A 12,328-nucleotide genomic window follows, 5' to 3' on the forward strand; every position below is an offset into this window, starting at 1 on the left:
AGCGCGCACACCTGTGCGCGCAGGCCGGCTTCACTGCGCTCCTCGGCGGCACAGAGGCGGCCGCCGACGGACAGCGCAGGCCGGGCGGCGTGGCGTGCAAGCCGTGCGGCCTTCGGTTGCTCGGGAGGGCTGTTGCGATTGGGGCGGCGTGATCGCGTTTGGGCGACGTGACCGGTCGTGCCGGACGGCGGGCGGGTGACCGGCCGTGACCTGGCCCTGGGGCGAACAAAACCGTTGTGCGACGCGACGTGTCTTGCGGCGGTGGGCGGCGTGTGTCGGGGGCCGCCTCTGTGTCGCCGAGGAGCGCAGCGTGGCCGGCCTGCGCGCACAGGTGTGCGCGCTTCAACTTCTAGCTCACCGTGGCTGTTTGAACGCAGTGAACGCAGTGAACGAAGTGAGTTCCACGGTGCAGGCCGGCCACGCGAGCACCGCAGGGCAGCCCCGAAGGGGCCGACACAGTGAAGGCCCCCGGCACGCGCCGCCCGCCGCCGCAGCAGGGCGCAACCTTGATTCTCGGAACACGCCACTCCCCAAACCGCCTCGGGTGCGCAGCGTGCGCGCTGGTGGTGCGCGACGCGCACCGCGCCGGTCATCCGTCGGCGAGCTCGGCGCGGCGCTCGACCAGCAGGTCGCGGAACCGCTGCGCCGCCGGAGACAGCGAGCGGTCGGCGTGAAACACCAGGACCACTTCGCGCTTGACCACCGGCCGCGCGATGGGGCGCATGGTCAGGCCCAGCGCGTCGATCACCCGGCGCATGGAGGTGGTCAGCACGCCCACGCCCAGGCCGCCCTCGACCATGCCGACGATCGTCAGCGGAAGCGAGACCTCGTGGGCGAACTGCAGCGACATGCCCTCGCGTGCCAGCGCGAAATCGAGCTGGTCGCGCACCGGGTTGCCCGGCCGCGGGCCGATCACGGGTACGTCGCGCAAGTCCTTCCAGGTGAGTTCGCGTGCCGCCTGTGCCAGCGGGTGGCCGGGCGCCAGGATGGCGTGGAAGGTCTCGGACCACAGCAACCGCATGCCCAGCTCGTGGCGCGCGCCGAACGCGGTGCCCAGGCCGAAGTCGACCTCGCCGGCGCGCACCATGTTCAGCACTTCTTCCTGCACCACGTCGTGCATCACCACGCGCACCCCCGGATTGCCTTCGCTGAAGTCGCGGATCAGACGCGGCATGACCAGGGCCGCCTGCACCGACGAGACCGCCAGCGACACCCGCCCGCGCCCGAGCGTCTTGAGCTGCGCGGAGCTGCCGATGACGCTGTCCAGGTCGGCCACCGCCTTGCGTGCCAGCGGAAGAATCTCGGCGCCTGCCTCGGTCAGCCGCAGCATGCGCGTGTGGCGGTCGAACAGGCGCAGGCCCAGGTTGGTTTCCAGCTCGCGCACCAGCGTGCTCACGGTCGACTGCGTGAGGTTCAGCGCGTCGCCGGCGCGCGTGAAGTGCTGCGCCTCGGCAACCGCAATGAAGGCGCGCAACTGGCGCAGGGTGACATTCATGGACTAGTTCGATGAATATATAAGAATTTTGCTGTTTCTCAAATGTATTGAGGCTGTCACTATCCATCGCATGCCCGTGGCGGACACGAGTTCCGCCGGGTCGGAGTTCCACGTTCTCAGGAGCCCGCGATGTTCATCCAGCAAGCGGCGTCAGCGCGCCGCCAGCCAGTCGCAAAGCTGTTCCAGCTGAGCCCGCTCCGCCGCCAGTTCGGCGGCCTGCAGCTGGGCCCGGACCGTCTCGCGGCGCCCCGCATCGGCATCCATCGTCTTCAACGCGCGGCGCAGCCGGCGCAGCGGCTGCACCACCTGGTCGCGCCACGGGCGCACCAGCGCCTCGGCTTCGCGCAGCGCGGCATCGTCCAGCGCGCGTCCCTGGTCAAGCGCCCAGCGGGCGAACAGGTGCAGCACCACGTCCAGGCCTTCGTCGTCCTGGCGGCGCAGCAGGTCCTGCGCGGCGCCGGGTCGGCTCCAGGCAGCGGCGATGTAGTTCCAGGCGTCGTCGTGCGTCATGGCGGCCGCGAGTATGCGGCCCGCTGAGCCCGGACCGGGCCAGGAGAACCCCATGACCACGCAGACACCGCGCCGGCTCATCGTCGCCATCACCGGGGCCTCGGGCTTCGTCTACGGGTACCGCCTGCTGCAGTTGCTGCGACCGCTCGACATCGAGGTGCACCTGGTCGTCAGCCGCGCGGCCCAGCTCACCATGGCGTGCGAGACGCGGCTGCACCTGTCGGACGTGACGGCACTGGCGGACAAGGTGCACCGCAACGAGGACATCGGCGCCTGCGTGGCCAGCGGCTCGTACCGCACGCTGGGCATGGTGGTGGCGCCGTGCTCGATGAAGACGCTGGCCGAGATCGCATCAGGCACCGGCGGCACGCTGGTGGCGCGCGCCGCGGACGTGATGCTCAAGGAACGCCGCCGGCTGGTGCTGCTGGCGCGCGAGACGCCGCTGACGCTGGTGCACCTGCGCAACATGACCACCGTCACCGAGATGGGCGCCATCGTCGCGCCGCCGGTGCCGGCCTTCTACGCGCAACCGGAAAACCTCGACCAGATGGTGGACCACACGCTCGGCCGCGTGCTCGACCTGTTCGACATCGACGTCGGCGCAGTCAGGCGCTGGACGGGGCCCGCTTCGGGGCGCTCCTTCGACGAAGCCAAGCCAACCTCCCTCCAACCATGAAGTACTTCGAGTATGCGGAGCCGGCCACGCTGCAGGAGGCCGTCGGCCTGCTGCGGGACGGGGCCGGACAGGCCAGCCTGATGGCCGGCGGCACCGACCTGATGGTGCAGATGAAGGAGCACGTGCGCCAGCCCGCGCGCGTGATCAACATCAAGAAGATTCCCGGCATGGACGACTTCGGGTGGGACCCGGCGCAGGGGCTGACGCTGGGCGCGCTGGTCACCGTGCGCCAGGTCGAGACGTCGCCCGTCACGCTGGCGCACTACGCCAGCCTGGCCCGCGCCAGCACCGACTTCGCCTCCATCCAGGTGCGCAACCGCGCCACCGTGGTGGGCAACGTGTGCCGCGCCTCGCCGTCGGCCGACACGCTGCCGCCGCTGATCGCCGACGGCGCGGTGCTGCGCATCGAGGGCCCTGCCGGCCGGCGCGAGTGCGCGGTGGAGGATTTCTGCCAGGGGCCCGGCCGCACGGCGCTGGGCGCCGGCGAGATCGTCACGCACATCCGCATTCCGGCGCCGCCGCCGGGTACCGGCAAGGTCTACATCAAGCACGGCCGCCGCGCACAGATGGAGCTGGCCACCGTCGGCGTGGCCGTCACGCTGACGCTGCAGGACGCCACATGCACCGCCATCGCCATCGTGCTGGCGGCAGTGGCGCCCACGCCGCTGCGCGCTCGCGCCGCCGAGGCGGTGCTGCGCGGGCAGCCGCTGACGGCCGAGCGCATCGCCGCCGCCGCGCAGGCCGCGGCCGGCGAGGCGCGTCCGATCGGCGACGTGCGCGGCAGCGCCGACTACCGGCGCGAGATGGTGCGCGTGCTCACCCGCCGCGCCATCGAACAAGCCATCGAGGAGGTCGCATGAAGAAGGTCGTTTCATTCACCGTCAACGGCGAGGAGCGCGAGATCGCTGTGGCGCCGAACCGCAGCCTGCTCGACGCGCTGCGCACCGAGGCCGGCCTGACCGGCACCAAGAAGGGCTGCGACGTGGGCGAGTGCGGCTCGTGCACCGTGATCATGAACGGCAAGCCCGTCAACTCATGCCTGGTGCTGGCGCAGGAGGCGCAGGGCGCCACGATCACCACGATCGAGGGCGTGCAGTGCTCGGCCGACGAACTGCATCCGCTGCAGGAGAACTTCATGCGCTGCGGCGCGGCCCAGTGCGGCTTCTGCACGCCGGGCATCATCATGGCGGCCAAGGCGCTGCTGGACGAGAACCCGTCGCCCACGGTGGACGAGATCCGCTTCGCCATCGCCGGCAACATCTGCCGCTGCACCGGCTACACCAAGATCATCGACGCGATCAGCCGGACGGCCGGCGGGCCGCGGCTGGCGGCCGCCGAGGAGCTGCAGCCATGACCGCGCAGCACGACCTCGACGTCGTCGGCCGCAGCGTCAAGCGCACCGACCTGCTGGACAAGGTGACCGGCAACGCCCGGTACGCCGGCGACTTCCACTGGCCCGGCATGCTCTACGGACGCATCAAGCGCTGCGAGGTCGCCCATGCGCGCATCCTGCGCATCGACACCAGCCGCGCGCTGGCGCTGCCGGGCGTCAAGGCGGTCCTCACGCACGAGAACGTGCCGCGCGTGCTGCATGCCGGCTCGCCGCATCCGCGCTCGGCCTCGGTCACCTGCGACCAGTACATCCTGGAGGACCGGGTGCGCTACTGGGGCGAGGGTGTCGCCGCGGTGGCGGCCACCACGGAGGAGATCGCCGAGGCGGCGCTCGAACTGATCGAGGTCGAGTACGAGGAACTGCCCGCCGTGTTCGACGTGGAGCAGGCGCAGCGACCGGACGCGCCGCTCATCCACGACCGCGGCTTCGGCCACAACCTGGTGCTGGCACCGCAGGTGTTCGAGCGCGGCGACGTCGAACAGGGCTTTGCCGAGGCGGACTTCATCATCGAAGGCGAGTACGAGGGCGGTCGCCCCACACCGGCCTACATGGAGCCCAACGTCTGCGCCTGCCATTGGGACGGCAACGGCAACCTGACGGTGTGGATCTCCACGCAGACGGCGTTCATGGTGCGCGGCATCATGGCCGAGGTGCTGGGCCTGCCGCTGTCGAAGGTGCGGGTGCTGGTGGACCACATGGGCGGCGGCTTCGGCGCCAAGCAGGACCTGTTCCAGCACGAATTCCTGTGCGCGCTGCTGGCCCGCCAGACGCGCGGGCCGGTGCGCATGGAGTACACGCGCGAAGAGACTTTCCTGGGCGGGCGCACGCGTCATCCCATGCGCGTGTGGCTGCGCCAGGGTTTCCGCAAGGACGGCACCATCACCGCCCGCCAGGCCAAGGTGGTCTACAACTCCGGCGCCTACGGCTCGCACGGTCCGGGGGTCACCATCGTCGGCACCAGCGCGCTGGTGTCGCTGTACCGCTGCGAGAACGTGCAGCTCGAAGGGCGCTGCGTCTACACCAACAGTCCGATCGCCGGCGCCTTCCGCGGCTACGGCGTGGTGCAGGTGTACTGGGCGCTGGACATCCAGCTGGACGAGGCCGCCGAGCGCCTGGGCATGGACCCGGCCGACCTGAAGCAGATGAACGCGGTGCGCGAGGGCGACATCGCGCCGTCCGGGCACCCGATCGTCGGCCACGGCCTGCCGGACTGCGTCCGCCACGGCCGCGAGCTGGTCGGCTGGCCCGCGGTGCGCCGCCACGGCCGCGACAAGGGCGTGATCAAGACCGGCTGGGGCATCGGCTGCGAGATGCACGGCAGCAGCGCCTACCCGGGCATCAAGGAGCAGGGCAACGCCATCGTCAAGATGAACGAGGACGGCACCGTGGTGCTGCTCACCGGTACCGCCGGCCTGGGCACCGGCGCGCACACCGCGCTGTCGCAGATCGTGGCGGAGGAGCTCGGCGTGAGCTTCGAGCGGGTGTCCTGCGTGCACGGCGACACCGACGTCGTGCCCTGGGATATCGGCGCCTTCGCCAGCCATACCACCTACATGGGCGGCCGCGCGGCGCAGATGGCGGCGGCCAAGGTCAAGGCACAGCTGCTCGAGCGCGCCGCCGCGATGCTCGAGGCGCCGCAGGACCAGCTCGAGGTGCGCGCCGACCATGTCTTCGTGCGCGGCCAGGACGCGCGGCGCATGAGCATCCGCGACGTGGTGGGCCCGCGCAAGGGCGTTCCGGCCGCCCAGTTCGTCGGCAGCGCCACCTACCACCCGACCAAGTCGTATTCCTTCGCCGCCCACTTCGTCGAGGTGGAAGTGGACACCGAGACCGGCCGCATCGGTGTGCGCCAGGTGGTGCCGGTGCACGAGATCGGCAAGGTGATCCACCCGGTCGGCGCGGCCGGCCAGATCGAGGGCGGCATCCAGCAGGGCATCGGCCACACGCTGTACGAGGACTACCAGATCGACATGAAGACCGGGCGTTCGCTCAACGCCAACTTCGTCGACTACAAGATGCCGCTGTCGATGGACATGCCGCCCATCCACACCGTGCTGCTGGAGACCGCACCCGATCCCGGCGGCCCGTTCGGCGCCAAGGGCGTGGGCGAGGACCCGATCATCGCCGTCGGCCCGGCCATCGCCAACGCCGTGTACGACGCCATCGGCGTGCGCTTCCACCACTACCCCATCAAGCCCGAGCAGGTGCTGGCAGCCCTGCGCGAGCGGCAGACATCCCCCACCCAGGAACAGGAAGGAATTCCCGCATGACCACGCACGCCCACGCGCCGCAGGCGGCCCAGCGCCCGGTGCCCGTCACCATCCTCACCGGCTTCCTCGGCGCCGGCAAGACGACGCTGCTCAACCACATCCTGACCGAGCGCCATGGCCACCGCATAGCGGTGATCGAAAACGAGTTCGGCGAGGTGGACGTCGACTCCGACCTCGTGCTGGCCTCGGAAGAGGAGATCTTCCAGGTGGCCAACGGCTGCATCTGCTGCGTGGTCGACGTGCGCAACGACCTGGTGCAGATCCTGCAGAAGCTGCTCGAGCGCAAGGACCAGTTCGACCACATCCTGGTGGAGACCAGCGGCCTGGCCGACCCGACGCCGGTGGCCGCCACCTTCTTCATGGACAACGAGGTGGCGAAAAAGGTGGTGCTCGACGGCGTCGTCGCGCTGGTGGACGCGCTGCACGTGCAGCCGCACCTGGACGACCCGGCGCTGGCGGACCACGACAACCAGGCGGTCACGCAGTTGGTGGTGGCCGACCGCATCCTGCTCAACAAGACCGACCTGGTCGACGCCGCGCAGCTCGACGCGCTGGAAGGGCGAATCCGCCTGCTCAACGGCAGCGCGCCGATCCTGCGTACCTCGCACGCGAAGGTCGACCTGTCGCTCATCCTCGGGCTGCAGTCGTTCGAGTCGGACGCGCTGACCATGACCGACCCGCACTTCATGCAGGACGAGCACGAGCACGTGTGCGACGCGCATTGCGACCACCAGCACGAGCACGACCACGACCACCGCCATGGCCATGGCGGCGCCCCGCACGGGCATACGCACGACCCCTCGGTCGCCTCGGTGTCTTTCACCTTCGACCAGCCCTTCGACGCGGTGCGCCTGCAGCGCGCCCTGGAGGAACTGCTGGCGCTGCGCGGCGACGACATCTTCCGCGTCAAGGGGATCCTGCACGTGCAGGGCGACGAGCGTCGCCACGTGCTGCAGGGCGTGCACCGCCTGCTCGAGTTCAAGGCTTCCATGCCCTGGTGGGACGAGACGCCGGCCAGCAAGCTGGTGTTCATCGGCCGCCACCTGCAGGCCGAGAAGTTGCGCGCCCGGCTGCAGGCCTGCCTGGCCAGCCAGGACGCCACCGCATTCCAAGAGGCGCTGGAAGCCGCCTGAAGCGCTTCATTCCAACATCCGACAAGGAGACTCATCCATGATCATCGACATCAGCTGCTATCCCACCGACCAGGTCGACCTGGCCTGGTGGCACGACGGCGAGGCCTACACCGCCGAGCGCCTGCTGGCGACGATGGACGGCCCGTACTGGGTCAACGGCAAGCCGCGGCGCATCGACAAGGCGTTCATCCAGCCGCCGCAGGGCAACACCATCTACACCTGGACCGACGGCGAGAAGTCCGGCCGCCAGTCAATCGACGACTACATGGCCTACACGCTCAAGTGCACGCAGGACCATCCGGACCGCCTCATCGGCTGCTTCGTCTACAACCCGCGCTGCGGCGTCAAGAACGGCGTCGAGGCGATCGAGCGGTACGTGGTGGAGCACGGCTTCAAGATGGTGCAGATGCAGGCCAACATGCATGCCTACCGTCCCGACCGCGCGCTCGACTGGGTGCGCCCGGCCTTCGAGAAGTGCGCCGAGCTCGGCGTGCCGGTCAAGCTGCACACCGGCGACGGGCCCTACAGCATCCCGTCCGAATGGGTGCCGATGATCAAGGCGTTCCCCAACGTGAACTTCATCATGGCGCACTTCGGCGTGCAGACCGGCGGCGTGTACTGCTTCGAGCCGTTCCAGTGGGCCATGGAGCTGCCCAACGTGTTCTGCGAATCCGGGTGGTGCCTGCAGTCGCGCATCGTCGAGTTCGCCAAGGTGCTGCCGAAGAACAAGATCATCTTCGGCACCGACACGCCGCCCAACGAGCCCGGCATGTGGCTGCGCCTGCTGGAAGTGCTGTGCACCAATCCGCCCCAGGGCCTGAACCTCGACGAGGACACGCTCGAGGACTACCTGGGCAACAACATCGCCCGCATGGTCGGCATCGAGCCGACCCCCGTGCCGCGCACCTTCGAGGACGCGTGCCGGCACCTGGGCCGCCAGGTCGATCCGCAGCCCGTGATCGCCCTGTACTGAACGAGACGCATCCGGAGACGAACGACATGATCATCGACACCCACCTGCACCCCACCAACCTGGTCGACGAGGCCTGGCGCCACACCGGCACGCCCTTCAACGGCGAGCGCATGCTCAAGCTGATGGACGGGCCCTACATGATCAACGGCAAGCCGCGCCGGATCGACATGGGCTTCATCCAGCCGCCGCCGGGCAACACCGGCTACCGCGACGGCAACCGGCGCGGGCGCGAAGGCATCCGCGACTACATGGCCTACATCGCCGAGCTGTGCCAGAAGTACCCGGACCGCTTCATCGGCAACTTCACCTACAACCCGCGCTGGGGCCCCGAGAACGGCGCGGCGGAGCTGGAATTCCACATCAAGGAGTACGGCTTCAAGATGATCAAGCTGCACGCCAACATGCACGGCTACCGGCCCGACCGCGCGCTGGAGTGGCTGCGCCCGGCGATGAAGGTGTGCGCCAAGTACGGCACCGTGGTGCTGATCCATACCGGCGACGGCCCGTTCACCATCCCGACGATGTTCTACCCGATCATCCGCGAGTTCCCGATGGTCAACTTCGTCATCGCGCACTTCGGCATCCAGACCGGCGGCAACTACTCGTTCGAGACCTTCTGGATGGCGATGGACACGCCCAACGTGTACGTCGAGTCCGGCTGGTGCTTCCAGGCGCGCATCGCCGAGTTCGCCAAGGAACTGCCGCGCCACAAGCTGGTGTTCGGCACCGACAGCCCGCCCAACGAGCCGGGCATGTGGCTGCGCGAACTGGAGATGCTGTGCCGGCCGGCGCCGCACGGCATCGATCTCGACGAGGACACGCTGGAGGACTACCTGGGCAACAACATCGCCCGGCTGGTGGGCATCGAGACCACCGCTCCGCCGCGCAGCCTCGACGAGGCCAAGCTGCGCCTGCTCGACACCTACGGCCGTCCGGGCAGGAAATGAACCAGGGCCACGATCGGCGCGCGGCGGAACTGGCCGGTACCGGCCAGGACCTGCACCGCTTCGTCGACGCCTACCGCACGCTGTACCCGGACGACGTGCTCACGGTGTGCGAGCCGGCCAGCGCCGACCAGGACGTGACCGCAGCCGTCTGGACCCTGGCGGCGCGGGGGATGCATCCGGCGCTGGTGTTCGAGCGGGTGCAGGGCCTGCGCGACTTCGGCGGCCCGCTGGTGACCAACCTGTTCGCATCGCGCGAGCGGGTCGGCCGCATGCTCGGCGGCGTTCCCGCCGCCGGCATCCACGCCGAATACCAGGCGCGCAGCCGCCGCATGGTGGCGCCGCGCGAGGTGGGCAGCGGCGCGGTCACCGAAGTGGTGCAGACGGACGGTTTCGACCTGGCAAGCGTGCCGGCCATCCGCCACTTCGCCACCGACCGCGGCCCGTACATCACCAACGCGGTGGTGATCGCCGAGGACCGCGAGGCCGGCATCGGCAACGTGAGCTACCACCGCTCGATGGTGCATTCGCCGCAGGAGATCGCCACCAGCCTGCATTCGCGCGGTCACCTGTGGCGCATGCTGCAGGCCAGCAGCGCGCGCGGCAGGCCGCTGCCGGTGGCGATGGTGATCGGCGCGCATCCGCTGTTCATGCTCGCCGCCGCCGCGCGACTGCCCTACGGCGTGGACGAGCGCGACGTCGCCGGCGGGCTGTTCGGCGCGCCGCTGGAGGTGGTGCGCACGCCGCGCCACGGCATTGCGGTGCCGGCGCATGCGGAGTTCGTGCTCGAGGGCGTGATCGATCCGGCGGCGCGTGCCGACGAGGGGCCGTTCGGCGAATTCACCGGCTACTCGTCCGACCGCTCCACCAACAACCTCCTGCGCGTGCAGACGCTCATGCGCCGCAAGGACGCGTGGCTGCTGGACGTGGTGGGCGGCAATTCGGCCGAGCACCTCAACCTCGGCCGCATCCCGCGCGAATCGGAGATGGTGGAAAAGCTCAAGGAGCGCTTTCCCGGCGTCACGGCGGTGCACTACCCGAGTTCGGGCACGCACTTCCATGCCTACGTGGCGCTGCGCCAGAGCCGGCCGGGCGAGGCGCGCCAGGTCATGCTGGGCCTGCTGGGGTGGGACCCGTACCTCAAGACCGTCATCGCGGTCGACGAGGACGTGGACGTCACCCGCGACGAGGAAGTGCTGTGGGCCATGGCCACGCACTTCCAGCCGCACCTGGACGTGGTGATGGTCGACGGGCTGCCCGGCAGCGCGCTCGACCCGTCCGCCTCGGGCGCCGGCACCACCTCGCGCATGGGCCTGGACGCCACGCGCGGGCCGAACTTCGACGGCGTGCGCGCACGCATCGACGAGGCCGCCATGGCGCGCGCCGCGGCGCTGCTGGCGGGCGGCGCAGGAGCGCGGGCCACCGCCTGAGCGGGGCCGCGACGGGGCCGGACCGACAGGGCGCGACAGACGCCCGCGGCCCGGCGCACCGGTGGATCAGAGCAACGACAACCGGAGACAAGACATGACGAACGCCACGAACACGAGGGGTGCGACGCAGGTGCACCCGGTCGACGAGGTCCTTCCGCTGCACAAGATGGCGGCGCTGGGCCTGCAGCACGTGCTGGTGATGTATGCCGGCGCCATCGCGGTGCCGCTGATCATCGGCGGCGCGCTCAAGCTGTCCAAGGACGACATCGCCTTCCTGATTGCCGCCGACCTGTTCTGCTGCGGCATCGTCACCATCATCCAGAGCATGGGCGTGGGCAAGGTGGGCATCCGCCTGCCGATGATGATGGGCGTGACCTTCACCGCCATCGCGCCCATCATCGCGACCGGATCCACGCCCGGCCTGGGCATGCCGGCGGTGTTCGGGGCGGTGATGACCGCCGGCGTCTTCACGCTGCTGGTGGCGCCCTACGTGGGCCGCATGGTGCGCTGGTTTCCGCCGGTCGTCACCGGCTCGGTGGTGCTGATCATCGGCGTGTCGCTCATGCGGGTGGGCATCAACTGGGCGGCCGGCGGCAACCCCACCATCCACGGGCCGTCGGGGCCGATGCCCAACCCGGCGTACGGCGTGCCGCTGCACATCGCCATCTCGGGCCTGGTGCTGCTGGTCGTCCTGGCCATCATCGCCTGGTGCAAGGGGTTCCTGGCCAACGTGGCGGTGCTGATCGGCATCGGCGCCGGCTTCGCGCTGTCGCTGGCGCTGGGCAAGGTCAGTTTCGACGGCATCGGCAGCGCGCAGTGGGTGCGCGTGATCACGCCGTTCCACTTCGGATGGCCGACGCTGGACCTGATGACCGCGCTGACCCTGTGCGTGGTGATGCTGGTGATCATGATCGAGGGCGTGGGCCAGTTCCTGGCGCTCAGCGAGGTGGTGGACAAGCCGGTGGGGCCGGACGACATCGCGCGCGGCCTGCGGGCCGACGGCGTGGGCGCCATCGTCGGCGGCATCTTCAACACCTTCACCTACACCTCGTACGCGCAGAACGTCGGACTGGTGCAGGTCACCGGGGTGCGCAGCCGCTGGGTGTGCGTGACGGCCGGCGCCATGCTGATGGTGCTGGGGTGCCTGCCCAAGCTGGCCTTCCTCGCGGCGTCGATTCCGCAGTTCGTGCTGGGCGGCGCGGCGCTGGTCATGTTCGGCATGGTCGCGGCCACCGGCGTGCGCATCCTCGGCCACGTGGACTTCGTGAGCAACCGCAAGAATGCCTACGTGGTGGCGCTCAGCCTAGGGCTCGGGATGATCCCGCTGGTGGCGGACCGTTTCTTCGCGCAGCTGCCCGACCTGCTGGCCAAGTTCTGCCAGAACGGGATCCTGCTGGGCACGCTCTCGGCGGTCCTTCTCAACCTGATGCTCAACGGCCGCGACAGCAAGGCCGAGGCGCAGCAGGAGGCCCAGCGCCGGCAGCACCTGCACGGAGCCGCCTGA

General features: G+C 69.7%; 11 protein-coding genes. 9 read left to right on the forward strand and 2 right to left on the reverse strand.

Translation table 11 applies throughout. The annotated features are described in order from the left end of the window. Positions 1 to 589: 589 nt before the first annotated feature. Positions 590 to 1,495, reverse strand: coding sequence for a LysR family transcriptional regulator (locus VES41_RS12965; RefSeq protein ID WP_324817462.1), 906 nt, complete (start codon positions 1,493 to 1,495; stop codon positions 590 to 592). A gap of 150 nt (positions 1,496 to 1,645) precedes the next feature. Continuing rightward, entirely contained in the window at positions 1,646 to 2,005 is a 360-nt protein-coding gene (locus VES41_RS12970; RefSeq protein WP_324817464.1) for a TIGR02444 family protein, read from the reverse strand. Between the two features lie 52 nt (positions 2,006 to 2,057). Here VES41_RS12970 and VES41_RS12975 point away from each other — a divergent pair, with 52 nt between their 5' ends. The 9 genes from VES41_RS12975 (at position 2,058) to VES41_RS13015 (ending at position 12,328) form a co-directional block, all read left to right on the forward strand. Then, complete coding sequence (locus VES41_RS12975) at positions 2,058 to 2,681, forward strand: UbiX family flavin prenyltransferase (protein ID WP_324817466.1); 624 nt, start codon at positions 2,058 to 2,060, stop codon at positions 2,679 to 2,681. Next, positions 2,678 to 3,541: a xanthine dehydrogenase family protein subunit M gene (locus tag VES41_RS12980; RefSeq protein WP_324817469.1), complete on the forward strand. Its 864-nt coding sequence runs from the start codon at positions 2,678 to 2,680 to the stop codon at positions 3,539 to 3,541. Before VES41_RS12975 ends, VES41_RS12980 begins: the two co-directional genes overlap by 4 nt. Then, positions 3,538 to 4,035 carry a (2Fe-2S)-binding protein gene (locus tag VES41_RS12985; protein WP_324817471.1) on the forward strand — a complete coding sequence of 166 codons (498 nt, stop codon included), beginning with the start codon at positions 3,538 to 3,540 and terminating at the stop codon, positions 4,033 to 4,035. Before VES41_RS12980 ends, VES41_RS12985 begins: the two co-directional genes overlap by 4 nt. Further along, entirely contained in the window at positions 4,032 to 6,344 is a 2,313-nt protein-coding gene (locus VES41_RS12990) for a xanthine dehydrogenase family protein molybdopterin-binding subunit (RefSeq protein ID WP_324817472.1), read from the forward strand. The genes VES41_RS12985 and VES41_RS12990 overlap by 4 nt, the downstream gene beginning before the upstream one ends. Continuing rightward, a complete protein-coding gene (locus VES41_RS12995; RefSeq protein WP_324817474.1) occupies positions 6,341 to 7,477 on the forward strand; it encodes a GTP-binding protein in 1,137 nt (378 codons plus the stop codon). The genes VES41_RS12990 and VES41_RS12995 overlap by 4 nt, the downstream gene beginning before the upstream one ends. Before the next feature lie 37 nt (positions 7,478 to 7,514). Next, a complete protein-coding gene (locus VES41_RS13000; RefSeq protein WP_324817477.1) occupies positions 7,515 to 8,450 on the forward strand; it encodes an amidohydrolase family protein in 936 nt (311 codons plus the stop codon). A gap of 26 nt (positions 8,451 to 8,476) precedes the next feature. Beyond that, positions 8,477 to 9,397 carry an amidohydrolase family protein gene (locus VES41_RS13005; protein ID WP_324817479.1) on the forward strand — a complete coding sequence of 307 codons (921 nt, stop codon included), beginning with the start codon at positions 8,477 to 8,479 and terminating at the stop codon, positions 9,395 to 9,397. Then, positions 9,394 to 10,824, forward strand: coding sequence for a UbiD family decarboxylase (locus VES41_RS13010; RefSeq protein ID WP_324817481.1), 1,431 nt, complete (start codon positions 9,394 to 9,396; stop codon positions 10,822 to 10,824). Before VES41_RS13005 ends, VES41_RS13010 begins: the two co-directional genes overlap by 4 nt. Positions 10,825 to 10,918: 94 nt before the next feature. Beyond that, positions 10,919 to 12,328, forward strand: a complete 1,410-nt coding sequence (locus VES41_RS13015) for a nucleobase:cation symporter-2 family protein (RefSeq protein ID WP_324817484.1) — start codon at positions 10,919 to 10,921, stop codon at positions 12,326 to 12,328.

This window comes from Variovorax sp. (genome assembly GCF_035634955.1).
Lineage (GTDB): Bacteria > Pseudomonadota > Gammaproteobacteria > Burkholderiales > Burkholderiaceae_C > Variovorax.

What these genes read in the sequence shown, in the direction of transcription:
- VES41_RS12990 (WP_324817472.1), top strand. Translation starts at nt 4,032, where the DNA reads ATGACCGCGCAGCACGACCTCGACGTCGTCGGCCGCAGCGTCAAGCGC.
- VES41_RS13005 (WP_324817479.1), top strand. Translation starts at nt 8,477, where the DNA reads ATGATCATCGACACCCACCTGCACCCCACCAACCTGGTCGACGAGGCC.
- VES41_RS12975 (WP_324817466.1), top strand. Translation starts at nt 2,058, where the DNA reads ATGACCACGCAGACACCGCGCCGGCTCATCGTCGCCATCACCGGGGCC.
- VES41_RS12980 (WP_324817469.1), top strand. Translation starts at nt 2,678, where the DNA reads ATGAAGTACTTCGAGTATGCGGAGCCGGCCACGCTGCAGGAGGCCGTC.
- VES41_RS13010 (WP_324817481.1), top strand. Translation starts at nt 9,394, where the DNA reads ATGAACCAGGGCCACGATCGGCGCGCGGCGGAACTGGCCGGTACCGGC.
- VES41_RS12965 (WP_324817462.1), bottom strand. Translation starts at nt 1,495, where the DNA reads ATGAATGTCACCCTGCGCCAGTTGCGCGCCTTCATTGCGGTTGCCGAG.
- VES41_RS12995 (WP_324817474.1), top strand. Translation starts at nt 6,341, where the DNA reads ATGACCACGCACGCCCACGCGCCGCAGGCGGCCCAGCGCCCGGTGCCC.
- VES41_RS13015 (WP_324817484.1), top strand. Translation starts at nt 10,919, where the DNA reads ATGACGAACGCCACGAACACGAGGGGTGCGACGCAGGTGCACCCGGTC.
- VES41_RS13000 (WP_324817477.1), top strand. Translation starts at nt 7,515, where the DNA reads ATGATCATCGACATCAGCTGCTATCCCACCGACCAGGTCGACCTGGCC.
- VES41_RS12970 (WP_324817464.1), bottom strand. Translation starts at nt 2,005, where the DNA reads ATGACGCACGACGACGCCTGGAACTACATCGCCGCTGCCTGGAGCCGA.
- VES41_RS12985 (WP_324817471.1), top strand. Translation starts at nt 3,538, where the DNA reads ATGAAGAAGGTCGTTTCATTCACCGTCAACGGCGAGGAGCGCGAGATC.